This is a genomic window from Rhizobium sp. IBUN (assembly GCF_000510625.1).
GTDB classification, from domain to species: domain Bacteria; phylum Pseudomonadota; class Alphaproteobacteria; order Rhizobiales; family Rhizobiaceae; genus Rhizobium; species Rhizobium altiplani.
On record NZ_AZNV01000048.1, the window covers coordinates 1 to 26775 of the forward strand.

General features: G+C 54.7%; 21 protein-coding genes and 3 pseudogenes. 16 read left to right on the top strand and 8 right to left on the bottom strand.

Annotated features, from left to right (window positions below; translation table 11 throughout):
* On the bottom strand, positions 1-526 hold a 526-nt coding region (locus RHIBUN_RS0128250), incomplete at its 3' end, for a LysR family transcriptional regulator (RefSeq protein WP_025662168.1).
* Between the two features lie 194 nt (positions 527-720).
* Here RHIBUN_RS0128250 and RHIBUN_RS35850 point away from each other — a divergent pair.
* The 4 genes from RHIBUN_RS35850 (at position 721) to RHIBUN_RS0128270 (ending at position 4477) form a co-directional block, all read left to right on the top strand.
* The gene (locus RHIBUN_RS35850; RefSeq protein WP_025662169.1) at positions 721-984 is read left to right on the top strand and encodes a helix-turn-helix transcriptional regulator; all 264 of its coding nucleotides are present in this window, start codon (positions 721-723) and stop codon (positions 982-984) included.
* Between the two features lie 256 nt (positions 985-1240).
* Entirely contained in the window at positions 1241-2038 is a 798-nt protein-coding gene (locus tag RHIBUN_RS0128260) for a glycosyltransferase family 25 protein (protein ID WP_280949588.1), read from the top strand.
* Between the two features lie 253 nt (positions 2039-2291).
* Complete coding sequence (locus RHIBUN_RS0128265; protein WP_025662171.1) at positions 2292-3029, top strand: hypothetical protein; 738 nt, start codon at positions 2292-2294, stop codon at positions 3027-3029.
* Positions 3030-3481: 452 nt separating this feature from the next.
* On the top strand, positions 3482-4477 hold the full coding sequence (locus tag RHIBUN_RS0128270; protein WP_025662172.1) for a KpsF/GutQ family sugar-phosphate isomerase: 996 nt from the start codon (positions 3482-3484) through the stop codon (positions 4475-4477).
* Positions 4478-4699: 222 nt separating this feature from the next.
* Here the strand turns inward: RHIBUN_RS0128270 and RHIBUN_RS0128275 are convergent, their stop codons facing one another.
* The 6 genes and pseudogenes from RHIBUN_RS0128275 to RHIBUN_RS34165 all read right to left on the bottom strand — a co-directional run bounded on the left by RHIBUN_RS0128275 (position 4700) and on the right by RHIBUN_RS34165 (position 10020).
* Complete coding sequence (locus RHIBUN_RS0128275) at positions 4700-5569, bottom strand: hypothetical protein (RefSeq protein ID WP_025662173.1); 870 nt, start codon at positions 5567-5569, stop codon at positions 4700-4702.
* 24 nt (positions 5570-5593) lie between these two features.
* Complete coding sequence (locus tag RHIBUN_RS0128280; RefSeq protein ID WP_025662174.1) at positions 5594-6166, bottom strand: acyltransferase; 573 nt, start codon at positions 6164-6166, stop codon at positions 5594-5596.
* Positions 6167-6169: 3 nt separating this feature from the next.
* Positions 6170-6868, bottom strand: coding sequence for a glycosyltransferase (locus RHIBUN_RS0128285; protein WP_025662175.1), 699 nt, complete (start codon positions 6866-6868; stop codon positions 6170-6172).
* Between the two features lie 865 nt (positions 6869-7733).
* A pseudogene (locus RHIBUN_RS0128295) lies at positions 7734-7916 on the bottom strand (IS110 family transposase); the annotation flags it as partial.
* Between the two features lie 382 nt (positions 7917-8298).
* The gene (locus RHIBUN_RS0128300) at positions 8299-9132 is read right to left on the bottom strand and encodes a glycosyltransferase (RefSeq protein WP_025662177.1); all 834 of its coding nucleotides are present in this window, start codon (positions 9130-9132) and stop codon (positions 8299-8301) included.
* An 81-nt stretch (positions 9133-9213) separates the two neighbouring features.
* Positions 9214-10020 carry a glycosyltransferase family 2 protein gene (locus RHIBUN_RS34165; protein WP_245271744.1) on the bottom strand — a complete coding sequence of 269 codons (807 nt, stop codon included), beginning with the start codon at positions 10018-10020 and terminating at the stop codon, positions 9214-9216.
* A gap of 139 nt (positions 10021-10159) precedes the next feature.
* On the opposite strand from RHIBUN_RS34165, the gene rfbA reads away from it, so the two are divergent.
* From rfbA to RHIBUN_RS34175, 12 genes and pseudogenes are all read left to right on the top strand, one after another.
* Positions 10160-11038: a glucose-1-phosphate thymidylyltransferase RfbA gene (gene rfbA, locus RHIBUN_RS0128310; RefSeq protein WP_025662178.1), complete on the top strand. Its 879-nt coding sequence runs from the start codon at positions 10160-10162 to the stop codon at positions 11036-11038.
* Positions 11038-11589, top strand: coding sequence for a dTDP-4-dehydrorhamnose 3,5-epimerase (gene rfbC / locus RHIBUN_RS0128315; RefSeq protein WP_156932764.1), 552 nt, complete (start codon positions 11038-11040; stop codon positions 11587-11589). The genes rfbA and rfbC overlap by 1 nt, the downstream gene beginning before the upstream one ends.
* Before the next feature lie 14 nt (positions 11590-11603).
* Entirely contained in the window at positions 11604-12686 is a 1083-nt protein-coding gene (gene rfbB / locus RHIBUN_RS0128320) for a dTDP-glucose 4,6-dehydratase (protein ID WP_025662180.1), read from the top strand.
* Positions 12683-13573, top strand: a complete 891-nt coding sequence (gene rfbD / locus RHIBUN_RS0128325) for a dTDP-4-dehydrorhamnose reductase (protein WP_025662181.1) — start codon at positions 12683-12685, stop codon at positions 13571-13573. The genes rfbB and rfbD overlap by 4 nt, the downstream gene beginning before the upstream one ends.
* 233 nt (positions 13574-13806) lie before the next feature.
* Complete coding sequence (locus RHIBUN_RS38075; RefSeq protein ID WP_025662182.1) at positions 13807-14961, top strand: hypothetical protein; 1155 nt, start codon at positions 13807-13809, stop codon at positions 14959-14961.
* A gap of 2 nt (positions 14962-14963) precedes the next feature.
* Positions 14964-16184: a glycosyltransferase gene (locus RHIBUN_RS0128335; RefSeq protein ID WP_025662183.1), complete on the top strand. Its 1221-nt coding sequence runs from the start codon at positions 14964-14966 to the stop codon at positions 16182-16184.
* Positions 16185-16509: 325 nt separating this feature from the next.
* On the top strand, positions 16510-17277 hold the full coding sequence (gene rfbF / locus RHIBUN_RS0128345) for a glucose-1-phosphate cytidylyltransferase (RefSeq protein WP_025662184.1): 768 nt from the start codon (positions 16510-16512) through the stop codon (positions 17275-17277).
* An 8-nt stretch (positions 17278-17285) separates the two neighbouring features.
* Positions 17286-18362: a CDP-glucose 4,6-dehydratase gene (rfbG, locus tag RHIBUN_RS0128350; RefSeq protein ID WP_025662185.1), complete on the top strand. Its 1077-nt coding sequence runs from the start codon at positions 17286-17288 to the stop codon at positions 18360-18362.
* 51 nt (positions 18363-18413) lie between these two features.
* Positions 18414-19643 carry a class I SAM-dependent methyltransferase gene (locus RHIBUN_RS0128355; RefSeq protein WP_025662186.1) on the top strand — a complete coding sequence of 410 codons (1230 nt, stop codon included), beginning with the start codon at positions 18414-18416 and terminating at the stop codon, positions 19641-19643.
* 279 nt (positions 19644-19922) lie between these two features.
* Entirely contained in the window at positions 19923-21035 is a 1113-nt protein-coding gene (locus RHIBUN_RS0128360) for an acyltransferase (protein WP_025662187.1), read from the top strand.
* Positions 21036-21214: 179 nt separating this feature from the next.
* Positions 21215-21391 (top strand): annotated as a pseudogene (locus tag RHIBUN_RS34170) (transposase); the annotation flags it as partial.
* Between the two features lie 199 nt (positions 21392-21590).
* A pseudogene (locus RHIBUN_RS34175) lies at positions 21591-21878 on the top strand (integrase core domain-containing protein); the annotation flags it as partial.
* A 379-nt stretch (positions 21879-22257) separates the two neighbouring features.
* Here the strand turns inward: RHIBUN_RS34175 and RHIBUN_RS34180 are convergent.
* Positions 22258-26670 (bottom strand): glycosyltransferase, encoded by a 4413-nt coding sequence (locus RHIBUN_RS34180; RefSeq protein WP_198021188.1) that lies wholly within the window; start codon positions 26668-26670, stop codon positions 22258-22260.
* Between the last annotated feature and the right edge of the window lie 105 nt (positions 26671-26775).

Here is a 26775-nt window from a genome sequence, read left to right on the forward strand (position 1 = left end):
CCAGCGGATTGGCATGGCCAACCGCCAGGTAGTAGCGCTCATGCGCAAGCGAGACGAAGCGCAAGCAGCCGATGTTTTCCACCGGCCGGATGAAGCCTAGATTGAGCTGGCCGGTCTCCAGGCCGCGGATGATCTCGCCGGTATTGCCCGACGCAATATGGATGCGGACATCGGGAAACTTGCGGGCGATCTTGGCAAGGAAGGTTGGCAGCATGCCCATGGTGGCCGGATAGATGCTGCCGATCCTGATCTGGCGGATGCGACTGCCGCCGGCTGCCCGGGTCAGTTCGGTGGTCAGGTCGATGTCGCTCAGGATCCGCACACAGCGATCGTAAAAGGTTTCCCCTGCCCTGGTCAGTTCCACCCTTCTGGTCGAGCGAATGAACAGCGGACAGCCAAGCTCCCTTTCCAGCGACATCACATGATTGCTGAGCGCCGGCTGGGCAATGTGCATCCTGGCTGCCGCCCGGCCGAAGTGCAGTTCCTCGGCCACCGCTTTGAAATAGGTGAGTTGGCGTAATTCCATGAAGTAATTCCCTGCCTCAACAGCAACTGAGGGATGCGTGATTGCCTCGCGTCGCCGAGCAGAACTAGGTATATTATCGCGCAGAATCACTGGCCGGGCACAACCGCGGCAGCGAACGGTATTCAACGGGTTACTATTGCTAGACTACACCAAGCTCCCTTCAAGTCAATACAAAATGTTTGGGGTTTTACAAAATGTCTATATCCGGGGCGCAGTGTCGTGCCGCCCGAGGCCTCATTGGATGGTCGCAGACGGAATTATGCCAAGCAGCCGGCGTAGGTCGGGCCACGCTTGCAAACTTTGAGGCCCAGAAGTCAACGCCTTACGATCGGACGCTGCGCGATATTGAATCGGCGCTGCACGCCGCAGGGGTGACGTTCCTTGATGGCGATTATACTGGGTCAGGCGGTGAGGGTGTGAGACTTACACAACCGCCAGCAGCTTCGATCGAAGTTTAGAGAGAAGGGGTGGGAATAGAAGGATTGTGTGTTATTGCGGCAGCCTAGCTCTTACGGGCGCACCTCCGCCTGTGGATTTTTGAGTACGCCATTCCCCCGTGTGATGAACCGGGAAAGGATAACGGGCGGCATCGCGCAGTATTTGGCATGAATGCGCCACTGTCCTCCGTTAAGGTTCCGCTAGGTCACCAGGAGATTGATTGATAAGGTCCGGCGAAATGACCTATCAGGCGGAGCCGCGTTGAAGATTCTCATTATCAGTCGGAAAGCCGAGCAAAGAAGACGACAGTTTCAATCACAGCAAATGCAGAGGCTGGGACTGGATTTCGAGTTTCTGGATGCGTTCGAAGCATGCGACCTGTCCGTCGAAGACTGCCAAGCAGCAGCAAACACCTGGCCAAGCCCGACGCTTCGCGAGGATATCGCCTGCTTCACCTCGCACAGGCTGGCCTGGAAAATCATTGTCGAGTGTAACGAACAGACCCTGATTCTCGAAGACGACGCAGTACTGTCTTCAGGTTTTGCTGATGCGATCAGCAGCATCGAGGCTCGCCGTGACAAATGGGACTGGGTCTATGACCTCGAATTCGCGCCTCGCCCGCATATCCTTGCAAAATCAGCAGCTTGGTCCGATGGCATGCACCGCGCGACCAGGGTGTTTCAGAACCGCGTCGGCAGCGCCGGCTACGTCATCGGCCCGCGTGCTGCTGGGAAAATGCTGGAGGATACGAAGAACTACTCTCTGCTCGACGCTTATTTGTGGCATCGCGGGTGGCTGAAAGCCTACCAGATTGAGCCCACACCCGTCGTTCAAATGCAATTTCTCGACGGAATCCCCGACAACTCGGCTTTTGTGCGCAAATCCATAGACCGGGAATATTTGCCCCAAAGCGAGCTACGCAGGAAACTGATGCGGCTTCGCCTTGAAGGCATCAAGGCGAGAAATCTGGTCAGGGGTTGGCTTGGCGGCGAAACGCGCCCGCTCCAAATCGACCGGGCAAGCTTTGCGGCCGATCTCGAAATCAAGTCCCCTGCAGTGACGGCCTCCCCCTGACCAGCACCTCTGCCCCAAGCTCTCTGGCCGCGGTCGAAGAGCTCCGGTGCGATAGACCGGAGGACATAGTCCGCATCCGCGACGCGCAGACGACTTCTCGAGCGGATGTCGTTTTGACGGTGTGCGGCAGCAGACCGGCATCCGAAGCCAAATCATCTCTGATCGGGCTAATATGCTTGTCTTTGCACCCGGTTTGTTCAACGATCGTACCACTCGCGGAATCAGGATGGTTCGAGTTTAAGGAATTCTGAGCATGTTGGATGTTGATGGACTGATACGCACCAGGCGCTATTTTACGCGCTGGGTGCGGTATCGGCTCGCGGCACCACGAGTCCCCAACCTAGAGCGCCTCCTTCTTGGAAAGACGGTTGTCGTTGCCGGCTCTGCGCCCTTCTCCACCAAGCCTCTGGGCTGGGACGACTCATTTCGCGTATTGACCATCAACGCCTCTCAAATCGCAGCTCAGGGCTGGCTGCCTCACCCGCCTGATGTGACATTGATGCAGTTCAATCAGATTGAAGGGCTCAATCCCGCCGCAGTCGAGGTTCGCCGGGTGCTACAGCATCAGAAAACCGGACTTCTTTGCCTTCTCAATTGGCGACATGAGCGGGAGCGGCTTCTTAGAGGACTTGAGGCGTTCGACTATCGTTATAACGAACTGACACTGATCAGCCGCCATGAACGCATTGCCCTGATGCATCGGATGACAGGAAGATTGAATCTGGAACTGGAAGGCGAAGCCAAGTGGTCAAACGGCGTTGTTGGCGCGGCTCTTGCGCTGGCGAGCGGGGCAGCAAACGTGGTTCTCACCGGGATCGACCCTCTTTCCAAGGGCCACAAATACAACTCGTTGAATCTGTCTCGCATGCATCAAGAAACAGATTTGGAAGCACTGCAAAAATTTCGCGACCAGAGATTACCCGTCTTCACGGCTGATCCGAACGTTGCCCAGTCGGTCGGGTTGCCCTTGTGGGATCCGCGAACAACCTAGCTTCATCGACAGTATTGGAGCCTCACCGGTCGCGCTGCCGGGCCAATTTCGTTGCCACGTTGGATCATCCTCCTTGAGACGCTGTTAAGTCCAATCTCGCAGCCACGACAAATATTCTTCCGCTAGGACTTCCCGAGGCTTCAATGCGCCCTGCAAGTCACGACCTGAGTGTTCCCGCCTACCCCAGTGCAACGGCCACCGCAGGCACGATGATGGGATGAATCGATAAGGCAGCGGCCGTTGGCGTGACCACCTTCCCTTCGTTGTGCTCCAGCCAGAAAGCACTGCACCAACGATCGTTCCGACGGTCTTTCGTTGGCCTTCAGCAAGAGTTCTTGGGATCTGTCTCCTTCGACGCGATTCAGCGAAAAATCTGCAGCCTATCGGCTTAGAAAGCAGAGTGCGTCGCTCGCGAAATAGACTTGGAGGCTGAAAACCGCTAACACCGTACCATGAACAAGACAGCAGTAAATGTCATCGAGGCTGGTGTTCTGGCGTCTGCGATGCGGACGGTTAGCACCGAAAGGCGGGCTCTTGAGGCCTTGGAACGTGCTTTCGACGATGGTCTCGCCGCTCCGTTTATGCGTGCCATCGAAACGATCAACGGGATCACCGGTCGTGTGATCGTCACCGGCGTCGGCAAGAGCGGACACATCGGGGTGAAGATCGCGGCCACGCTGGCTTCGACCGGCACGCAAGCGTTCTTTGTCCACGCTGCGGAAGCAAACCACGGCGATCTCGGGATGATCAGCACGACCGACGTGGTTCTTGCCTTTTCCAAGGGCGGGGAAAGTGCCGAAATTCGCAGCATCGCCGCCTATACGCGCCGCTTCTCGATTCCCCTGATCGCTGTCACCTGCTCGGAAAAGTCGTCGCTTGGGTCAGCGGCCGACATCACCCTGCTGATGCCGAACGAGGCAGAGGCCTGCCCGCATGGACTTGCGCCGACGACCTCGACATTGATGCAGCTCGCCATGGGTGACGCGCTGGCAATTGCGCTTTTGGAAGCGCGCGGTTTCTCCGCCCGCGATTTTCATGTTTTCCACCCGGGTGGCAAGCTGGGTGCAAGCCTTAGCCATGTCGCCGATATCATGCATACGGATGATCGCCTGCCGTTGGTGCGCAGGGGGACGTCAGTCCCGGAAGCGATCTCCACGCTCTCACGCAAGCACTTCGGTTGCGTTGGGATCATGGAGGATGACGGTCGTCTTTGCGGCATCGTCACGGAAGGCGACCTTGCTCGCAACCTGACGCGCAATCTCTCCGAATTGCTGGTTGACGATATCATGACCCGAACGCCCAAGACTGTGAAGCCGAACGTGCTGGCAACCGCGGCGCTGGCGAAGCTCAACCAGCACAGCATCGGGGCACTGATCGTCATCGATGACGACAACCGACCGATCGGCCTCGTGCATTTCCACGACCTTCTCAGGATTGGCGTAGCCTGATCAAGTCGAAGGAAAGGCGGTTCGTCTGTGCATGAATATTGACAGGGACGCAGGAAGAGCTGCCGCTCACTAGGCGTGAGCCCTTCAGTGAGACAGGCGAATGGACGAGGTCCACCAGGATGACGAGATTTCGGGTCCTATCACTGACTACCGCTCGCTACCTGGTTTCAGAATAACCTGTAGCTCACAGGTTACTCGCGCCTGACGGCAAGGCGCGAATACCTATTTGCCTTCCATCGCATCCCATCGCCGCTGTTTTCGCGTCTTCGGCTTCAGTTTCTTGTACGTCCTGTCGATGAAACGCAGAAACCTCGTCACATGCATCAGCCGGTCAACGATCGAGCTCAGGTTCACGAGGCGCTCCGACAGCACTTCGTTCGCCGTCAGGGCAATTTCGCCTGGAGAATATTCCGGGAAATGCGTCGCCAGATCGGCATAAGGATTGGTCTTTTCGCGGCCGATGATGTCAATCTTCCCGCGCCGATACATGAGCCGCAGGACCACCTGTTCATACGTCCAGTCGTGAACGTCGAGAACCTGATAGCGTTCACTTCGCTTGGACGAGAAGCCAGCCAGAGTGATCGTTGCTGACAGCTGAAGGTTGGCGAGCCAGAAGCAAAGCGCAAATCCGCTCGTCGGAAGACTGGTCTTCGGATAAAACGGAGCAAACAGGGCCGTCAAATCGAGGTGCCTGACGGCCACGCCTCCGAATTCGGATTCTGGGCTGAACTTTTCGCGATCACCAATTGCCAGATTGATGATCCCGAGGAAGCTGTTTTTGTCGAAGTATTGGACGACCCTCGACACTTTGCCGCTTTTGACGAGGTTTGCTCCCAACGTTCCGCTTCGCGACACCAGAATGGCATTGCGCATGAACGGTTCACTCAGGACCTTGTAAACCTTGTTGAAGAAGATGAAGAGTGTCGTCTCCGGAAACCGCGAGGTTAGCTCGTTGATATCGACCTCATCGCTGTTTGCGACCAGGACGATGTGACTATAGCCGAGAAAAAACGATCGCCATTCCTCCGAGTTGATTTCCCTCGGAGGAATTGCATTCGTCGCCTGTAAATCTTTGACGTCAGGTCCGCTCATCGTTCAACCGCATGTGTTGTCTTGCTAGCCAAACGCTTGCACTCGGACGGGACGATCGACGGCCTCTGATCTCGCATGTTTGCCTGTCCTAGTTTTTACAAGGCGCGCAGGTGCTCCCACATACACACCATAGGGAACCGTTCTCCCCTTCACCACACTGTTTGCCCCGATCACCGTGCCACGGGCAATGTGAGAACCCGCGAGGACCTTGGCGCCCGCTCCAATCCAGACATCGTCACCAATCACAACAGCCTCTTTCCTGATAGACTGCAAGCGTATTGGCACCGTCGGATCCTCGTAGTTGTGCTCAAACGCAACTATGACGACGTGGGCGGCGATACGCACATTGTCGCCGATCCTGATTCCGCCGTGTCCCAGCAAGATGGAATAGTCATTGATCGAGACATCATTTCCGATGTTGATGTGCCCACTTTGAGCATCGACGATCACGCCACAACGAGTCGTAAACCTGTCGCCAATTTCTATGCGGCCCCGGCCCCGGAATCGAGGCCAATAGCGCATATTGGGTGCGTTTCCGATGCTAAAGGAGCGGCGCGACAGCATCCAGCGGAGCTTGACAAGAAAGCCGAGATTCAAGCGTCACACCGGAGCGAACCGAGGATCGATGGCGAGCGCCTTGTCTAGCCACTTGTCAGCGTATTCAACCTCCTGCCAGTTTTTGAACCACGGCCCCCCATTGGTGTAATGGACCCCCTTGGGGTAGCCGGTTGCTGGCTTTGAACTCCAGCCCTCCAGCCAGTTCCACTCTTCCGGGATTTCCCCGATCTCGCTGTCATTGGCCCATTGAAGGCGATGCAGAAACGCACCCGTTTCGGCATTGATGAGTTCCGGGGTCAGCTTGCGAGTGGAGGGATGATCACAATTGAAGAGCATGAACGACGACCAGTTCTTGCGTGGGTACGTCGTCTGGATCTTGCCATCCATCTTCACGCCTTCCTTTGGCGTGTAGTCATGATGTACGCATGCAACGGCCTGATCCTCATTCCGATACTGCAGCAGGTCAGCAACGTCTCCAAAGAACAGGAAATCGCAATCGCAAAACAGGGCCCAGCCCTTGTAACCGGCAAGCCACGGCGTGAAGAAGCGCGAATAGGTGAACTCGGTCGAGGCCAGGGGATCAACCGGTCGCGTATAAACGCCGCGATCAACAAGGTCCTGCAGCTTGATCGGGTGCACATCGACGTCGATCGACGCATGCTCCAGAAGCGATTCCTTCGCAACCTGGTAGGCAATATCTTCTCGGGAATCCCAACCAATATAGACCGACAGTTCCGCCATACGAGTTCTCCTTGCATTAGGTTCTGTGAAGGTAGACGACGAAGGGTTGCAGACGTCATAGACCAGTACATGGTCGCCGTGAAGGCTTGTCCGGGACCAATTCACGGAAATACTCCGTCCGATGATGTTCGAGCCGGTGGCGCAGGCAGCCCGTGAGGCAAGTCACGCGATCACAGCTAGTCACACTTGCGTGCAACCAGCCCGGCATCTCGCGGCTAGATCCAAAATCCGCTTACGCCCAACGTCGCTACAACGTAAACCCCGATGTAGATTACCGCCATGATGAGAACGAGTGTTTTGGGGCGCAGCATGTCGCTCTCCTGTAAGCCGCATCGACTTTAGTCGGGAAACGCAAATCCTGGAAGCTGTGCAATGGTCGCTCAATTGTCAATTGTCAATGCCTCCAGTTACTACGGAGCCCACACGCAAATTATTTGCGAAGGCCTCTTCTGGATTGGTCGACGCAGCCAACTATCTATGGCGCCCGGCGGCTGTAACGTTAGCGCCTTGCCAGCGACCGTGCGATGTCGACGATATCATCACGGCCAGCGGTTGGATCTTCTTCACATGAGGAGTATGGCGTCAACGGCTATCAAGGCGGCATCTTGATCTCCTCGTCTCGAATCCAAGTCTGGGCCCGATACTTTACCGGCCCGGCCTGCGAGCCTGTACAACCTCACATACGGTCGCCGCTCTGGGCGGCTGCACCACGATCCCGCTTGCGGCGGGCAAGGGCTCAGGAGAACGGGACCAACCTTGCTCCCGGCTGTTGAAGCCATGAAGATCCACGGTCCGTTCGCCTGGATCCGTCAGGGCTGATCAGGCCCTGGGGATTGAAAGAGCTTTGCAGTTGAGCTGTCGTCAGTCAGGCGGATTTCAGGACCACCCCCTCGATAACGATGCCGGATTTCACATATTTCCATAAGGCGACCAACAGCTTGCGGGCGAGCGCCACGATCATCGTCTTTTTGAAGCGTCCGCCGTTGCGAGCGACGCGCTCCTTAAACCAGCAGGACAGCCTGGAGCCCGGCTGGTAGCGCAGCCACAGACCCCGGGCGGGCAATGCGGACACGTCTTTCACCGTCCGGCTACAGGAGCCGAACTTTCAGCAGGTTCGACGGATTATTTCCGACCTATGGCCTGGCTGCGTCGCCGGTCATCAACCACTCGAACTCAACATCGAACTCCAAAGAGCAGGGGTGATGGCGTATTGACCCGGCATTGGTGCCCTCCCCCCCGGCTGTGGCTCAGACTAGGAGAGGGTGTGAAGAGAGATGGGTAGGTAGTAGTTCTAGCGAGAAAGCAAGCAAGTTATTAGGGCGACCCGCTCCGCTCCACCCATGGCGCGCCTCCGAAGCAAATAACGCCTTCATAGAAGACGACCGGGTGGCAAAATGTTGCCAAAACCGTCACCAAAGGATAGTCGTGGCTCAGAAAATTTTTAGGCCGTGGGTTGAGTAAAACTTCGCGGCAGAACGAACGAACTGCCAGATATGCCAGGCGCCCTTCCTGCCCGCGTTTCCACCACCATGTACAATTCGAACCGAAGGAACGTATGCGATCCGGGTGATCAGGGAAGCGCGTAGCGAGATGTCAAAGTCTTCGAAATACAGCATGTATCTAGGATCGAAGCCTTTCAGAGCACGAAAAACATCTCCCCGGAAAAGCATGAAGCATCCGCTCACAATGGGTGGATCCCACACAGGTTGCTCACCAATCTGGTCGCGCATCTCGTAGCAATCTAGCCGCTTGGCAAAGAACTGCCGGATAAACGCAGGCGCAAACCCTCTAAGAAATAGATCAAATATAGCAGGATAGCGTTTACACAGATACTGACGGCTGCCGTCAGGCGAAAATGCGGCCGGGGTTAGCAGACCGCAGGCCGGGTTTGACATCATGAAATTTATCGCGTGCTGCAAGGCAGCAGAATCCATCTCGACATCGGGATTGAGTACGAGATGCAGGGGACTGTTCCATTTTGGAGTCAGGTTATTGGCTCTGCCGAAGCCGACGTTTCCATGTCCGGAAATGACCGTCATTTGGAAATCCGGCATACTCGATCGAATCCACGTCGAGACATCGTCGACAGGAGAATTGTCTACTAACACCACATCCGCATTAATTGCAGCGTGATCGAGGGAAGCCTTGAGGCTTTTCAACGTCGCCTCTAAGACAGGCCATTGCGGTTTGTAGGTGACAATGCCGACAGACAGAGAGGCAGACCGCTGGTCTCGCTCTGCGACCAATTGATCGGTTTCGTTCACTTTACTTTTTTCCCATCCGATTCATGATGCCATCGAGCAAACCGACGGCCATCATTCGCGCAAGTTGAAGTCGAGGCGCAGTCATGATGTTGAAGAACGCGAACTGGAGTGCAACTCGCCACAGAAGCACGATCTTCCACCGTCTCGTAAACCAAGGCTGGCGGCATAACCAAATTGCGTTGCGCACGTGATAGTAGTGGCGAAGCGGGCTATGAATGGGAACGTGGCGTCTACCGAACGCGACACCGATTCATCTCCTAACGCGTGCTCCATAGGGGCTCCGCAAACTCCGTAGGAACGGTGTCCCTTTCCCTGGGCCCGCAAACCCCGTTCAATGTCGAGGTAGTCAATGAACATTTCTTCAACCATATCGTCCACCCCAGCGATGGTAGAAAGCGGGATGAGACATCCGGACGCGATGAGAAAATCGACATCGATAATTGCAGTTAGACGCGCGCGGGCCTGCCGCTTCAGCCGAAGCCCCTCAAGCCTGACAAATGGGGCGGCATCCAGCTTCCGACTGTCAGCGTAACAAGGCCCTACACAGGCCACCTTGAAGCCCTCCGCTTCCTTGACTGAGAGTGCAGCAAGAAGGGTCGCGACCATGCCGACTGCGGGAACGCTATCCTGGTCAAGCAAGAGCACATAGTCTGAGCCATTGGCGCGAGCTCTCTGTGCCCGCGCGATCCCATAGTTGTCGTCAAGCCGTATGACTTCGCCCGGCACGATGTCGCCAAGTCCGACGCCAACACGAGAACCATTGTCGACCACAAGTAGTTGATCCAACTGCGGCGCAATCGCGTTCGCCAAATGCCTTAATCCGTCCATATCCGGATTGCAACTAACAATCACGCCGGTGATTTTGGGCGGGCAGGAATAACTTTGCATACAACTTCGCGGGGGTTATCGTCTCATTCGGCGTCGGTAGCATATTGATCCCGGCGGCGAAACCAAATAGGGGCTTGAATTAGGAAGTTTGCAGCGACAAACGTCGGCCGCAATCTATGTTAGTGGGGATTGGATCGAAATGAAGGGCATAATTCTAGCGGGAGGCAGCGGCACGAGACTGTATCCTTTGACGATCGCTGTTTCTAAGCAGATCCTCCCAATCTATGACAAGCCGATGATTTATTATCCGCTGAGCGTACTTATGCTGGCTGGCATTCGTGAAATTCTGGTGATTTCAACTCCGCATGACTTACCTCTCTTTCAGAAGCTTCTCGGGGATGGAAGTGAGTTCGGCGTAGCATTCAGCTATGCTGAACAGCCTCAGCCTAACGGGCTGGCGGAAGCATTCATTATCGGAAGGGATTTCATTGGCGACGATAGCGTCGCAATGATCCTGGGCGATAATATTTACTTCGGGAGCGGTCTACCGGAAATCTGCAAGAGAGCTGCCAAACTTGATAAGGGCGGTGTCGTATTCGCTTATCATGTGGATGACCCTAATCGTTATGGTGTCGTCGAGTTCGACAAAACCGGCAAAGCGCTTTCGATAGAGGAGAAGCCAGAAGAGCCAAGATCAAACTGGGCGGTCACGGGCCTCTATTTCTATGACAATGACGTCGTAAATATTGCCTCCTCCATAAAGCCGTCGGCCCGCGGGGAGTTGGAGATCACAACAGTCAATAATATCTATCTGGAGCGTGGCGAGTTGAACGTGCAGCAGCTGGGGCGTGGCTATGCGTGGCTTGACACAGGAACGCACGACAGCCTGCATGAGGCCTCGTCTTTCGTGCGCACAATCGAACACCGCCAAGGGATTAAGATCGCCTGTCCCGAAGAAATAGGGTTGGATAATGGCTGGATATCTGTCGACAAAGTGCGGGATCGTGCATCTCGGATGGGCAAGACGGAATATGCAAGCTATCTAATGCGCAGAGCGCAGGAACTAGGAAACGCATAATGGAAGTTGTACCGTTGGGCCTTGGGGGCGTCCTTGCAATTCGCCCGCAAAAATTCGGCGATGCGCGTGGTTTCTTCTCCGAGACGTACAATGCTGAGCGTTTCGCCGCGGCCGGAGTTCCCCTCACGTTCGTCCAGGACAATCACTCCTTTTCCGCAGCGAAAGGCGTAGTGCGCGGATTGCACTACCAACTACCCCCGCGAGCCCAGGACAAGCTTGTCCGAGTGGCCAAGGGGGCTATTCTCGACGTTGCAGTCGACATCAGGAAAAGCTCGCCGACTTTCGGTCAATGGGTGTCGTTAGTCGTTTCGGCCGCTGAATGGAACCAGATCCTGGTCCCCAAGGGCTTCGCCCACGGGTTTGTAACCTTGGAGGAGAATACGGAAGTCATTTACAAAGTGACTGACTATTACTCGCCTGAGCACGATCGCTCTATTCGCTTCGACGATCCAGACATTGGTATAGAATGGCCGTTCTCCTCATCCGCGGTTCAGCTCTCTGATAAAGACAAAATGGCGCGAACTTTGGCGGAATCGGACGTCTTTGAATAAGGGGAAGAGGCTTCATGAATATCCTCGTTACCGGCGGTGCCGGCTTCATTGGCTCAGCGGTCTGCCGGCACTTGGTCAGCGATTCGGCCAATCGAGTCGTTAATGTCGATAAACTTACCTACGCCGGCAACTTGCAGTCTCTCCGGCAGATCGAGAACCTTCCGAACTACCGTTTCGTAAAGGCCGATATTGGAGATGAAGCTACGATTCTCGATATTCTGCGCGACGAGAATATCGATGTCGTCATGCATCTTGCTGCTGAAAGCCATGTAGACCGATCCATCGATGGGCCCGCGGTTTTCATCGAAACGAATATCGTCGGCACCTATCGATTGCTCAATGCCGCGCTGACGTACTGGCGCGAGCTGCTCGGGGAACGCAAGGCAAGCTTTCGATTCCATCACATTTCGACGGACGAGGTATTCGGCGATCTTCCGTTCGACAGTGGCATATTTACCGAAGAGACGCCCTACAAGCCCTCTTCCCCATATTCCGCCTCAAAGGCGGCGTCTGACCATCTGGTGAGGGCGTGGCATGAAACCTACGGTTTGCCTGTCGTCCTATCCAATTGTTCGAACAATTACGGCCCGTTCCATTTCCCTGAGAAGCTTATTCCGCTCGTTATCCTGAACGCGCTCGATGAGAAACCTCTGCCCGTTTATGGCGCGGGAGCAAACGTACGCGACTGGCTATACGTTGAGGATCATGCTCGCGCCCTTGCAACGGTTGCAACGAGAGGCATCGTCGGTGAAAGTTACAACATTGGCGGTCGCTCTGAGCGAACGAACCTTTCTGTCGTCCAGACGATCTGCGATATTCTCGATCAGAAGCATCCGAGGCCAAACGGAATGTCTTATCGCGACCTTATCAGCTTTGTGACCGATCGCCCGGGACATGATCGACGTTACGCCATCGATGCATCAAAGATTGATCGTGAACTGGGATGGACTCCGGCTGAATCGTTCGAGACAGGACTGGCAAAGACTATCCAGTGGTACTTGGACAACTCCTGGTGGTGGACACCCATTCGTGAAGGCAAGTACGCAGGTGAGCGGTTGGGAGAGCAGGATGGCCAAGCGCGAAAGGAAGTTAGGTGAAAATTCTCGTCACCGGGCACCAGGGCCAGGTTGTTCGAAGCCTAATCGAACGAAGCGCATATCATCCTGAATACAGCATCGTTGCTGTTGGCCGACCGGAGCTGGATCTCGAACGTCCAGAAGGGATTGAAGCCCTGGTGCGTGCCGTCCGACCGGATATAGTCGTCTCTGCAGCTGCCTATACTGCAGTGGATCAGGCGGAGGATGAACCGGAGAGAGCGCACGCCGTCAACGCACTTGGTGCAGAGGCGCTATCCGCGGCGGCAGCGGCCATTGGCGTGCCCGTCATACACATCTCCACTGACTACGTCTTTTCCGGAGAGGCCGAGCGTCCGTATATAGAGTCTGACCCTACAGGTCCGCAAAGTGTGTATGGCGCGACAAAACTCGAGGGTGAACGACGGGTGGGCGCGTCCAATCCCAAGCATCTGATATTTCGAACGGCTTGGGTTTACAGTCCCTTTGGAAAGAACTTCCTTAAGACAATGCTCCGTTTGGCAGAAACACGAAATGAGATATCAGTTGTGGCTGACCAGTGGGGCAATCCGACATCGGCATTGGATATAGCGGACGCAGTGCTCCATGCGGCTACAAACATTTGCAATACCAGCAATTTCGCTGAGTACGGCATTTACCATTTGGCGGGCACGGGCGATACGAACTGGAGTGGCTTTGCCACCTACATAAACGAATGCGCAGCAAGATTGGGTGCGCCCAGCGCAAAAATCAAAGAGATAAATACGTCGGAATTCCCAACTAAGGCACGCCGTCCCAAAAACTCCCGTCTATCCACCGAGCGTTTCGAAAGAATATTCAATTGGAGGGCACCTTCCTGGAAAGACTCCTCGGCGACAGTGGTTAATCGGCTGTTAAATCGTAACGGTTGAATTTTGCAGGCCAGGAAATGCACCAACGCGCAGTATGCGCGCGGCCGCTCATTGGCCTAGGATATTTTAGAAGAAACAGAAGAGTTAGGACCCCGCTTTCAATGCTCAATCGGCCGCGACGCGTCATAAGGAAAGTTCTACGCTCTGTTTATCGACGGCTTCCGTCGCGCATGCAGGTGCCAATAGGTCGCCTCTCTCGCGTTCAATTGCGGACAGAAACGAACTCACACCTGATGCTACAGGAGTACGGCGCCGGTTGGGCGCCTTTGCCGGTATTCGCAGACCGAGCCGCCCTTCCTACTTTGACAATTGTGACTGATAGTGTCGATTCAGACAGTCTGTTTGGTGGCGTGGGGACCGCCCTGGTTGTCGGCGCCGTCGCCGCTTCTCGCCTAAATGCACGTCTTCGACTTGTCACGCGAACAACCGCGCCGGACCCCGCTGCCCTCGGTCAGATCATAAAGGCACACCGGTTGGAATTTAATGGGCCTGCGGACTTCGCGCAGATGCCGCTACGAACTGAAAAGCCACTTCCAGTGGGGCCTGACGACCTAATTCTTACAACTTCATGGTGGAGCACACGCGCCGTACTTGGTTCCGTTAGTCCAGACCGAGTTATCTATCTTCTGCAGGAAGACGAGCGAATGTTCTACCCGTACAACGATATGCGTCTCCGATGCGCCGAAACATTACGCGAAGCGGGAACGCGGGTTCTGGTAAATACGCAACTACTGTTCGACCACTTGGCCGACGGGCCAGATTTCCTCCCAGGTCTTCGCGAACGGGGTTGTAGCTTCGAGCCTGCCTTCCCCGCCTTCAAGCGACCTCAAACTATCAAGGCACATGCCGATGGAAAGAAGAATTTCTTCTTCTACGCGCGCCCAAATCATCCTCGCAATCTCTACTGGCGCGGACTTGAGGTCATTGACAGAGCCGTTCGTGAAGGATTGCTGCCGGCGGACGAATGGAACTTTCACTTTGCGGGTCATGACATCCGCGGCATCGAGTTGCCGGGCGGAGTTAAACCAAAGGTGTGGTCCAAAATGCCATGGGCGCGATACGCGGACCTTATATCACAAATGGACCTGGGGCTGTCCTTGATGGATACGCCTCATCCGTCGTATCCGCCGTTCGATCTGGCCGCTTCAGGCGCGGTCGTTATCACTAACACACATGGGCCGAAGGTTTCTCTCGACCAATGGTCCCGCAACATCATTGCTGTTCCGCCCAGCGTTCCCGACTTGGTCGATGCAATAAGCAGAGGTGTGGCACTCGCTTGCGACACGGAAACGCGGTTTGCTAACTGTGCCGACGACCGAATCGCACGCGATTGGGAGTCATCGCTGGGTCCTGCCCTTGAACGGCTGCTATCTCTACGGAGCCGATAGAATTGTTCCTCCACATCCCCGGTCCATTGGAATACCGAGACCCATGGACATCCACATATGACGTACGACTAAGGCAACTCGTTTCGCAGCCGAAACGAATTGCCTACTTCTATGAACTCCCCGACACGAGTACTTTTCGGTATCGCGCATTTAATCCGGGATTGACATTGTCGGCCCATCCTGAAAATGGGCTTTCGGGCGCATGGTTTGATCACCGTGATCTTGCGGTCGATGATCGTTTCATCGATGCCGCAGACGCGCTGGTCCTATGCAGGGTACGATACAGTGCTGCTGTCGCACAAATGATATCGCGCGCCCGCGCTCGGGACATTCCCGTCCTGTTTGATTGTGACGACCTCGTCTTCGACACTGAACGACTTCATCTAATTGTGGATGCACTAAATCAAGACCAGCGTTCCGAGGCGGTATGGAACTACTGGTTTTCATACATCGGCAGATTGGGCGCGACGCTCCGATTGTGCGACGGTCTTGTCACGACGAATAAATACCTCGCTCAGCGCGCAAAGGAATTCTGTGGCAGGCTTACGACCGCTGTCGTCCCCAACTACCTGAATCCCGAGCAACAGGCTCTATCTGAGAGCTTGTACACTATAAAGCGGGACGCCGGCTGGGAACGGGACGGTCGTATCCACATCGGTTATTTCAGCGGGTCACCGAGCCACGCACGCGACTTTGCTGTTGCCGCTCCAGCGTTGTTCCGTCTTTTGGATGCGGATCCCCGGGTTGTTTTGCGTATCGTGGGCTTCGCGGATCTGGACCCGAGGTTGATAACGTATGGTAAGCGCGTCGAAGTCTATCCCCTGCAAGACTTTATGAATCTTCAACGCCTGATTGCGGAGGTCGAGATAAATATTTCGCCCTTGCAAGACAATGAATTTACGAACTGTAAGTCAGAGCTAAAGTTTTTCGAGGCAGCAATTTGTGGAACCCTCACGCTAGCATCACCCACATTCGCGTTCAACAATAGCGTGCGCAACGGTGAGACTGGTTTTTTGGTCCCGCCATACTTGTGGGATGATGCTCTTCACGAGGCGGTATCGATTGTCGAACACCGAGAAAGCTACAGCAACATAGCGGATGCAGCTTTCAAATGCGTAAGAGGTGCCTATGGCTGGGATCAGCATGCCACGACGATTGCTCAGTCGGTATTTGGCAACCCTTCTGATATTTGGAGTAAGCCCACGGTGAATGTTCGCGTATGAAGTAGCGTCGAACATTGGAAGCCCCAGCGAAGGGTCAGGCCCCATGCGCGGCAAGGAACGGCGGACCTAAGTCTGATCGACAACGAGTTCTACCTTTTGCCCATGGCTTGTTCTTCGATCTCCGAGCTTGACCAACCACCGACGATGCGCCGCAGGTTGAAATAGGCGTCCAGGAACAAGAACACAAGAACCGCGTCATAATGTCGAGTGGATCACGTAATACACAACGAGCTAGCGTCGCCTGCTCCAGATATGCCTGTTTTTGTTGTATCTCGAGCCTGACTTGCTTATACGCTGAAGCGGCAAAATCATTCGAGGAGCGCTTATGAAAGCGGTAATTTTGGCCGGCGGTTTGGGAACGCGGATCAGCGAAGAAACAAGTTCTCGTCCGAAGCCGATGGTCGAGGTTGGAAATCGACCGATCCTTTGGCACATCATGAAGATTTACTCTCACCACGGCATCAATGATTTTATCGTGTGTTGCGGATATAAAGGCTATGTAATCAAAGAGTATTTTGCCAATTACTTTCTCCACATGTCAGACGTCACTTTCGACATGCAGAAAAACAAAATGGATGTTTTGCAAAACTCAGCCGAGCCCTGGCGCGTCAGCCTTGTTGATACCGGCGAATCAACAATGACTGGTGGCAGGCTTAAACGGGTACGTGACTACCTCGGCGATGAGGACTTCTGCCTCACCTATGGCGATGGTGTAGGTGACATTGACATCACCGCCCTCGTGTCTTTTCACAAGGAACAAGGGCGCTTGGCAACGCTCACAGCGATGCAGCCCCCCGGACGGTTCGGCTCCCTCGCCTTGGATGGCCACAAGATCCAACATTTCCAGGAAAAGCCGCAAGGCGATGGTGGATGGATTAACGGCGGTTTCTTTGTTCTTTCCCCGAAGGTGATCGACCACATCGATGGGGATGCGAGCATTTGGGAACGCGAACCTTTAGAGACTTTGGCCAACCAGGGACAGCTTAACGCATGGTTCCATCATGGATTTTGGCAACCGATGGACACGTTGCGCGACAAGAACCACCTTGAAGAGCTTTGGGCATCGGGACAGGCTCCCTGGAAGATCTGGTAGATAAAGGCATGTTTAACAATATCTACCGTGGACGCAGGGCCCTCATAACCGGGCATACTGGCTTCAAGGGCAGTTGGCTCGCACTTTGGCTGCAAAAGCTCGGCGCCGACGTAACCGGAGTGGCGCTGGCTCCGAACGCGGAGCCTAATCATTGGGCGATGCTAAAACTCGATCACGAATCGCACTTCATCGACATTCGCGACGAGGACGCCCTTCGCGCGGCTGTGACCCAAGCAAATCCGGAGATCGTATTTCACCTCGCGGCTCAGCCCCTTGTTCGCAGGTCCTATGTCCAGCCGGTGGAGACGTTCGCCACGAATGTCATGGGAACGGCCAATCTGCTGAATGCCTGCCGCTCACTGAAGGATCTCTCGGCAATAGTGGTTGTTACCACAGACAAATGCTATGAAAACAAGGAATGGGTGTGGGGTTACCGTGAAGTCGATCCTCTCGGCGGCCATGATCCTTATAGTGCATCGAAAGCAGCGACCGAGATCGTTGCTTCAAGTTTCAGGCGTTCGTTCTTCAACTCGTCCGGAGGCGCGTTACTGGCAACAGCGCGGGCCGGCAACGTAATTGGAGGGGGTGACTGGTCGGAGGACCGGCTCATACCGGATCTTGTGCGTGCCGTCGCTGGACAGCAGGCACTTGAGATCAGGTCACCGCGATCCACGCGGCCGTGGCAACATGTTTTGGAATGCCTGTCAGGTTACCTCACGCTTGGTCAGGCGCTTATTGATCGTGATGGTTCGGCTGCAGATGCCTGGAATTTCGGGCCCGACCGAGAAGGCAACCGTTCTGTTGAAGCGTTGCTGACTGCGCTTGCGCGGGACTGGCCGAACGTCAAATGGCGACTAAGCCAGGACGTACATCCACACGAAGCACAACTACTGCAACTCGACAGCAGCAAATCACGCCAGCTGCTAAAATGGCAACCTGTTTGGTCTTTCGATGAGGGGGTAGATGTTACCGCACAATGGTACCGCACCTTGCTGGAAGATGGCAGAGTCACCAGCGAGGAGCAGCTTGATGCCTATCAAATCACGGCAACGCAACGAGATCTGGTTTGGGCATCGCTGACATGAATCCGCCGAGTTTATAGATCGAATTCCTTGGGATCACGTAGGAAGAGCCGTATGAAATGTCGCCACTGCGCAACCGAACTCCAGCACGTTTTTCTGGACCTGGGGTTTGCACCACCATCCAATGCATATCTGACCGCGGCGAAACTGCGTGCGCCGGAAACAACCTATCCGCTGAAACTGTTCGTTTGCAATGAATGCTGGCTGGTGCAGACAGAGGATTATGCCGAGGCCGGCGACCTTTTCTCCCACGACTACGCCTATTTCTCATCGACGTCGAAAAGCTGGCTAGATCATTCAGCGCGCTACGTTGAAATGATTACTGAGCGTCTTGGTTTGACAAGAGATAGCTTCGTTATCGAAATCGCGTCGAATGACGGCTATCTGCTGAAGAACTTTGTTGGGATGGGCGTTCCATGTCTTGGCGTCGAACCGACGCATAGCACAGCAGATGCCGCAGAAAAGCTCGGCGTTCCCGTTTTACGCGAATTCTTTGGCGTAAAGACAGCTGGCTTTCTCGTCAGCCAAGGTCAAACTGCGGACCTCATTTGTGGGAACAATGTCTACGCCCATGTTCCCGATATCAACGATTTCACACGGGGCCTGAAAACCGCCCTGAAAAAGAACGGAACGATAACGCTCGAATTTCCGCATTTGATGCGTCTTATCGAGCAGAACCAGTTCGACACCGTATACCATGAACATTTCTCATATCTATCGCTGATAGCCGTTCAGCGTATTTTCAAGGCCGCCGGGCTGCGCATATGGGACGTAGAAGAGTTGTCCACGCACGGCGGCAGCCTGCGTGTATACGGTTGCCACGCAGAAGATGAGCGCCCGACTAGTGAAAGCGTTGAGAAAATTCTTGATCGTGAGACCTCTGCGGGACTTGGCACCCTCACAACTTATAAGGACTTTCAGTCCAAAGCAGACAAAGTCAAAGATGATTTTGTTGCCTTCCTCATCGAACAAAAACGGGCTGGCAAAACCGTAGCAGCCTATGGCGCGGCCGCAAAAGGCAATACTCTGTTGAACTACGGAGGCGTAAAATGCGATCTCGTTGCTTTCGTCTGTGATGCGGCGCCATCCAAGCAAGATAAATTCATGCCAGGTAGCCATTTGCCAATCATGAAACCATCTGCCTTATCGGAGCTAAAGCCTGATTTCGTTGTGATTTTGCCTTGGAACATCGCTCCTGAGGTCAGGCAGCAGCAAAAGCAGATCGCGGACTGGGGCGGTCAGTTCGTAACCGCGGTTCCGCAACTAACTGTGATGCAGCCCTGAGGCATTAGACGCTAGAGTTTTCCGGCCCGGTAGGCGGGCAGATTGCGCGTCCCTAATTTATCAGCGCGATCGGCACGTTGATGCCGATCGCACAGTGAGCTCGCCCTTCGCTACACCGCATCTTCACCACTATACGCGGATCAAGCGCGGGACCGGTGGGAACACTAATATCGGCGACGAAGCTAAATCAGATCTGGCTGGAACTACTTGATTAGCGGATGCTCGATTGAAAAGTGCTCTCATTTGCAATAGCTGAGCTACCCTCACTATGAGAATCAGATGATCTTGCCCCAAGAACGAAGCAGAGACATTGGTCTCGATCATGTCCGAGCACTTGCAGCATTTATGGTCTTTGGCTGGCACTTTATGCACTTTGCCAATGGCTACCCTGTTCCGTTCGAGGGCGCTCCTTCGATTTTTCCGCTTGCAGTCCTGGATGAGGGGCACACTGGGGTTGCCCTTTTCATGACGCTGAGCGGATACCTGTTCGCCAAGATCCTTGACGGAAAGACCGTCAACTACATCGCGTTTCTGTCGCGCCGAGCGATCAGACTCCTCCCACTGCTCTTTGCCATGTTGATTGTTGAGGGAATTCGTCAGTACATCGTAGGCGCAGACCTCCAAGCCTATTTTCGCAGTCTGGTTACTGGCATAGTTGAGCCGACGCTCCCAAATGGTGCCTGGTCGTTAACGGTCGAGTTTCACTTCTACGCCCTGCTCCCCCTTCTCTTGCTTCTTGGCCGCAAATCGCCGGGCCTTCTACTCGGCATCGTCTTGGTAACCGTATCCCTTCGGACCATGCTGTTTCTACAGGATGGGACGGTGTTTTGGCCAGCCTACTGGACAATCGTTGGCCGCCTTGATCAGTTCGTTTTTGGTATTTTAGGCTATCAATTCCGCGGATTGATTGTGAAGGAACATCGACGAGCAGCTGTCTTGGCCCTAGCCTTCTTCGTCTTCTACTATTTTTACGATCGTCTTGGCGGACTCTATCAAATGCCAAGTTGGCCGTCATCGTCGCCGGTATGGATCGTGATGCCGGCAATGGAGGGCATCGTCTACGGTCTCCTGATCGCCTACTACGACGGCTCCTTCAACCACTCTCAAGGCCTTCTTTCGAGAGCCGTTGGCAATATTGGCAAGTACTCGTACTCGATTTACCTCTGGCATTTTCTGGTTGTATTTTACATGGCCGATTTCGTTCAGAAGCACATTCTTGACATCTCCTACTATTACACAGGCCAGTTATGGGCACTAATCTGCTTTCTGGTGCTGGTTCCCTTTGCCTACGCAAGTTATCAAGTCTTTGAGAAACCATTTATGAGGCTGGGCTTGTCCTACTCCTCTAAGAAAATGGCTACCCACCGCGCGGACCAAGCATTTTCTCGGTAGGACACAGCGTCCCACAACACAGATACGGACGTTTTGCCGCGATGTCGGATCAACGTCATTGGCTTCGCATCCCTCGGGGCCTGCCCCTCTGACACAACTGACGTGCTCCCGCCAAATTAGGCCATTTTGAACTGGAATTTTCCACTTATGATCCCGGATGGGAAGAAGAGGAGAATTCGATGAAGGCCTCGAAGTTTTCGGAAGCGCAGATCGCATTCGTTTTGAAGCAGGCGGAGGATGGCACGCCGATCGGCGAGGTGTGTCGCAAGGCCGGGATTTCCGAGGCGACTTTTTACAACTGGCGCAAAAGATACGCTGGTCTGATGCCTTCGGAGATGAAGCGTCTGCGGCAGCTTGGACATGTCGATCGCTACCAGCACGGCATCAGTGGGGCTATAAAGGTGTTTGGTCATGGTCTGTCACGCTCCAGAGTGTTGTCTCGACAACTTCACTTTAGAGACCCGCGGCCGGCCATGGCCACAAGGACGGCGCGCTGCGCTAGGTAGGGCTTCGCGCGCCGTCTGCCACGGCAGAGCAAGCTTCCCAATGTGCTATGGCAGCGAATTCATCTCTCGAGACCTCGACTTGTGAGCCTACCACAAGGGCGTCGTCCTCGACTTCTCCCGGCCTGGCAAGCCGACGGACAACAGCTACATCGAGAGCTTCAACGGCAAGTTCCGCGCCGAGTGCCTGAACGCTCATTGGTTCATGAGCCTTGACGACGCGCGGGCGAAGATGGAGGATTGGCGTAGAGACTACAACGAATTCCGGCCACACAGCGCGATCGGCAACAAGGTGCCGATTTCGCTGATGAACGGCTCATCGGCACCCCCGCCGAACTGAGCCTTAACCCCGGAAAATTCCAGCTCCCGCTGGCCCAAAATCGGGTAGCACTTCAACAAGCCTTAAAACTCCAGCCTCCGCTGGTCCAACGTTTGGGAGCGGATCAAGCGCTTTCAATACACTAAATCGAAGATCGTCGCTCAGTGCTCGTGCCATCATCCACTTCTTCGCTGTGGATGTTGAACCAGCTTCGCAGCGCCGCGTCATTTAACAATCGATTCTTCGATCGCAGGACCTGCTCTAAATTAGACAGAGGGCTCGATGCAAACAGCTTGTCCCCATTCGAAAAGCCGGCCGTTACAACGACATTGAATTTGTTGGGAACGGCGGTACGGAGATACTCAGTACATGCCGGGCCGATTTGGCCCGGCAGTGCCCTTTACCCGTGTAGGTTGGAGTGCCGACGAAAGCTCGCGTAGCCGCGCGTTACCAAACCACTGGCCCTCGTTTGCATCTCACCAATTTTTGGGATAGCCCGGTTCAGCCCTTCGACTGGATCACCCACAAGCAACCTCTCTTCTGTGACAAAACCGCGAAGAAGGGGCTCATATGTCAGCGTCATCGATTTTTGGGCTGCAAACACACCTAGCCACAGCCCGAAGCTCCGGAGACCTAGCTCTGAAGGGTAGCACGCCAGGGCCTCCTGAACAAAAGTCCGACGAGCAATGAGAATATCTGGCGACAGCGCGTCCACAGAATGCGGCTTAAGCGCCAGAGAAAAATGGCCGGCGCTATTGAAACTTGCACCCACGAGCGGATCGACCAGTGTACTCTGATCAATCAACACTGGCGCTCCAGACACAATGGCGCCCTCGAAATCAACAAGGCAGCCACCTACCGCTGCACATTCATCGATGAGCTCAAGGTGTTTAATTGCTTGCCACAGGCCACTCGAATCTATTTCCGCTAGCGCTTGCCCGAGGAACATCACAAATTCACTCTCGCCCTTCCCTATCTCTTCCCGAAGCACCTTTATTCCTTCGAAGCCTCGAAGAAGCTCTGAACTGATGACCGAGCGGAACGGAAATTCAGGGAGCGCGATGGAATTAGGGCTGCTGCTCGAGCGACCGAAGCAAACCAAATCGATCCCCGGCGGATCGATGGGCAGTCGCCTCAAATAGAAGTCGGGAGAACCGACTTCCGCAGGATAGCGGGCGACCACTAAACGTGAATTCATGTCTTTTGCGTCAGCAATGGACTCCAAAACGCCTTGGATAGACCTAAGGCTCCCCTCGAACGTCTTTCCGCTGTTTGATAGCGACGATCTGTGCTGACGCCAATGGTATAGTACCTCTTGGATATGATCCGGTGCATGGCCAGCAAGGTAGAACCGAACCAAGGTGTCCCAGTCCACGGCGTACTCAGCATCTTCTCTGGTGTAAACACCCAACTGAAGCGCAGTGCTCCGTCTATAGAGGATAGCGTGCCAGACATAGGAATGTGAAAATAGCAGCGCCGGGTCGAAATCTGGGCGGTAATAGGGATATCGCTGAACGCCTTCGATCAAATGATCCTCATCCGAGTAAAAAATCTCGCCATGTGGATTACTAATCGTGGCGGCCGTCAGGATCTCGATCGCATCGGGTGTCAGGAGGTCATCTGCATCAAGTGAGATGACAAAATCACCGACAGCCCGCTCGAGGCAGTAACGCAAGCCTCCATGAATGCCCAAATTTGTGTGTGTCTGAAGTAGACGCACTACCCCATCACGAACAAGAGATTCTAGTGTCGAAAGCAGCTCGTCTGGTATCGGACCATGGGCCAATATGAGCCACTCAACTGGCGCACGTGTCTGATTGCGGACTGAGTTTGCGGTCTCCACGAACAGAGCTGTATCAGTGTTCTTGTAGACTGTTGTAATGATTGTGATGGTTGGCGCCTCGTCCCCAATCGACCGACGTTCGTCTTCCCGGAGAGTCATCCGGTTCGAAAAATAGTCGCCGTAGGTGGTAAGAGATAACTCGGGCTCCAACTGTTTCGGCTGGTAGGGAGCAGTTCCAGATCGGTCCAAATGCTCGGCATACCCCACTAGATTGTTTGACAGGTTGCCAAACTCTCCGTTGAACTGTCGGATCTCGGAGACCGACAAGCCCTGGCCCCGCGGAGCAACTGCCTCGACGTATGGGGAGTAAATCACTCGTTTGCCCGCTCTCGCGGCCCTTGCTCCCAGCCAGGGCCCCAACAACGATACACTGACATCTGCGGGCATGGATGAAAGGCAGTGGGTCAGGAAGGTGCGCTCAACAACGCAGTGGCGGGCCGACACCGCGGCGACAGAACGAGGCTTCCACATTTGCGCAAAGTAACCAGGGTCGCGGACGGCTCTACCAGCATCTGGGCATCCAATACCACCGCCGTACCCAAACACATATCCGGCCTCGGAAATTATCGCTGCATCGTGGATGCGCCCGCCGACGATTACACAGTCGGAGAAAAGGCCGAATAGGGTGTCCGCCTCCGCTCGCCATCCGTCATCGGTCGGCTCGCAATCGGACGCTAGAAGATGAACTCTGCTCACATCGTCCGAGAGTTTGCCAATCTCGGCAATAAGTTCGGCTGGAGTCGCTGTCGATGAAAGTCGAACAGTGGCGACCCCAGAACTCTGATCGCCATGAGTCGGAACCTTAGGTGCAAACCGATAGTCTGGAGTTCCATTGAATAGCGGGGCTGGCGTTACCGCAACATTTGATGCCTGGCTCCGCGTTGCCAAAAATCGTTCGAGAACAAAATGATGGGAACCATAGATATAGCTTTTTGACTTATAGTTTGATGACGTCGACCCCGGATGCATTCGCCAACTGTAAAGCACTTCGGAAAGGTGCGACGGCTCGATGCCCACCGCCATAAAACGAGCAAAGGTGTCCCAATCATGACATCCCTCCGCCTCAGCATCCCCATAACAGCCAAGCTCGATCGCTTTACGCCGGTTAATGACAGTAAGGTGGGCGATATAGCAGGAATGGATGAAGAGAACAGGATCCCAAGCAGGCTTGATGTATGCCTCGACCTGGTTCGTTCCGTCCGTCTTGTCCTCGTTGGTGTAGACGACAAGAGGAAAGCCCGTTTGCTCAAGGTGAGCAGTAATAGTTCGCAAGCAATCTGGAAAAAGCAAATCATCACTGTCAAGTGGCAAGATATAGCGATTTTTCGCGTTTTCGAGGCACCATCTCATGCCGCCGACAATCCCGAGATTTCGCTCCACACGTTCTAAACGAACGCAAGGATGCTGCCCAATGCGATCAAGCGCCTCCAGCGTTTCCAGGTTTGAAGAGCCGTTGTCTAGGATGAGCCACTCGAACTCAAGCTTCGTGTCCTGCCCAAAAACAGAATGAGCCAAATCATAGAGAAACTGTGCGTCGGTATCGTAGACAGTGGTCACTAGGCTCAAAAGATTATCGCTCGACCCCTCCCGATAGAGCTTCCGGCGCTTGTTTAGCCTCTGGGAGTAAAACGCAGGGCTGCCCTCAACGTCTTGCGTCCGTACAAAGGATTTCGGGGCGGGAAGGCGTGCAGATCCGCTACCCTCAACGCAACCGCTCTGCAGCAGCTGTTGAGTAATCTCGGCCGTTACCTGCGACAAGCTTTTTTGCCACGTAGTCCCACCAAGAGCGTCCGACGCGCCTGAACCGCGAATAATTGCGCTGCGTGTTACAGCCCTAGCCAAGCCGTTAACTAGATCCTCGATGCGGGGCAACACCCCGATAATATTGGGAGAAATTTGCCTTAGCCTCTCGGCAGACTTGCTTCCAAACGTGGTTGTAACCGACACGCCGCCACAAGCTGCCATTTCTAGCGGCGGATAGCTTGGGTGCGGCGAAAGCATCAATGAAAGAAGTACATCGGCGCTCCGCATTTGTGCGGCATAGGCTTCCAGGTCATGCCACGGTGCGGGCTTCAAGACATATCCCCGCCCAAGATCTATCGGATCGAACTGTTCGCCCATGCCGAGGAATTCCCAGCCACGGTCGCCGAAATGGCCCCCTCTGACCGCTGCTTTCAGTGCCGCAACTCCAAGGCCAAACAGATTGCGCTCCGCGACTGTCGGCCTTGCATAGAACAGCAGACGCTGCGGTTGACCATCTTGCCGTTGGGTCGGATAAAATTTCGAGTCGTCAACAGCGGGCTCAAAGACCAATGCGCTATTGGCGAACTCGGCATCGGCAAAGTGCCCGACACGTCTCTCAACAAGGTGATCCCGGAGCAGAGATGTATTTATAATAGGAACGCACGGAAGGCTGTATGAGCTTTCAGCATCCGCATATTTTTCGGACGCGCTGTAAAAGAGAGTCTCGTAATCCTGCACTAGATAATAGAAACGAGACGCCCGAGTGAGCCGCATCGCTGCCGCCGCCGCGTAGGCGGTCCACCAAGCGGTTGCAACGAGCATATCATTGATACCAATCGCATACGGTACTGATCGATCGCTGGCGTCTTCAAACGCTATCCCATGCGCGTCTGGGTCGATGCCGGTTAGATCCTTGAGGTGCCGCTTGATCAGGCCGAGGTCGTCGTCGAGTTCGATGTCAGTTGAGACGAAGGTAACACGAGTTCCCTCGCGAGCGAGAAACGCACCGAGAAGATATGCAGTGTTGGGCCCACCGGTAGCGTGTCGCTTCTTTACGCTAGGTAGTAGGATACGGAGCCTGGGCGCAGCGTTGAGGCGATGATCAATCACCACGTTCAGCGGCCAATTTGGCTGGAAGAAACGCTGCAGGGCGGCCGGTCCGGCGAGATGCAAAGCTAGTAGTGTTGAGGCGTTGAGATCCCCAACTTCCGCGTATAGGTTCGCCATTCGTTCGGCTTGCGGGTGCATTATTGTGGATGGTGCGCGCGGTTGCCGCCCCTCTGCCTGCCCGTACTTGAGATAATGGCTAAGTGGGTTCAAGCCTGCCGTCGC

Excerpts from the sequence above, each read along its gene's own strand:
- rfbB (WP_025662180.1), top strand. The coding sequence starts at position 11,604 with ATGAATATCCTCGTTACCGGCGGTGCCGGCTTCATTGGCTCAGCGGTC.
- RHIBUN_RS0128360 (WP_025662187.1), top strand. The coding sequence starts at position 19,923 with ATGATCTTGCCCCAAGAACGAAGCAGAGACATTGGTCTCGATCATGTC.
- rfbF (WP_025662184.1), top strand. The coding sequence starts at position 16,510 with ATGAAAGCGGTAATTTTGGCCGGCGGTTTGGGAACGCGGATCAGCGAA.
- RHIBUN_RS0128275 (WP_025662173.1), bottom strand. The coding sequence starts at position 5,569 with ATGAGCGGACCTGACGTCAAAGATTTACAGGCGACGAATGCAATTCCT.
- rfbC (WP_156932764.1), top strand. The coding sequence starts at position 11,038 with ATGGAAGTTGTACCGTTGGGCCTTGGGGGCGTCCTTGCAATTCGCCCG.
- RHIBUN_RS0128265 (WP_025662171.1), top strand. The coding sequence starts at position 2,292 with ATGTTGGATGTTGATGGACTGATACGCACCAGGCGCTATTTTACGCGC.
- RHIBUN_RS0128270 (WP_025662172.1), top strand. The coding sequence starts at position 3,482 with ATGAACAAGACAGCAGTAAATGTCATCGAGGCTGGTGTTCTGGCGTCT.
- rfbA (WP_025662178.1), top strand. The coding sequence starts at position 10,160 with ATGAAGGGCATAATTCTAGCGGGAGGCAGCGGCACGAGACTGTATCCT.
- RHIBUN_RS0128285 (WP_025662175.1), bottom strand. The coding sequence starts at position 6,868 with ATGGCGGAACTGTCGGTCTATATTGGTTGGGATTCCCGAGAAGATATT.
- rfbG (WP_025662185.1), top strand. The coding sequence starts at position 17,286 with ATGTTTAACAATATCTACCGTGGACGCAGGGCCCTCATAACCGGGCAT.
- RHIBUN_RS34165 (WP_245271744.1), bottom strand. The coding sequence starts at position 10,020 with ATGCAAAGTTATTCCTGCCCGCCCAAAATCACCGGCGTGATTGTTAGT.
- RHIBUN_RS0128355 (WP_025662186.1), top strand. The coding sequence starts at position 18,414 with ATGAAATGTCGCCACTGCGCAACCGAACTCCAGCACGTTTTTCTGGAC.
- RHIBUN_RS35850 (WP_025662169.1), top strand. The coding sequence starts at position 721 with ATGTCTATATCCGGGGCGCAGTGTCGTGCCGCCCGAGGCCTCATTGGA.
- RHIBUN_RS34180 (WP_198021188.1), bottom strand. The coding sequence starts at position 26,670 with ATGGCGAACCTATACGCGGAAGTTGGGGATCTCAACGCCTCAACACTA.
- RHIBUN_RS38075 (WP_025662182.1), top strand. The coding sequence starts at position 13,807 with ATGCTACAGGAGTACGGCGCCGGTTGGGCGCCTTTGCCGGTATTCGCA.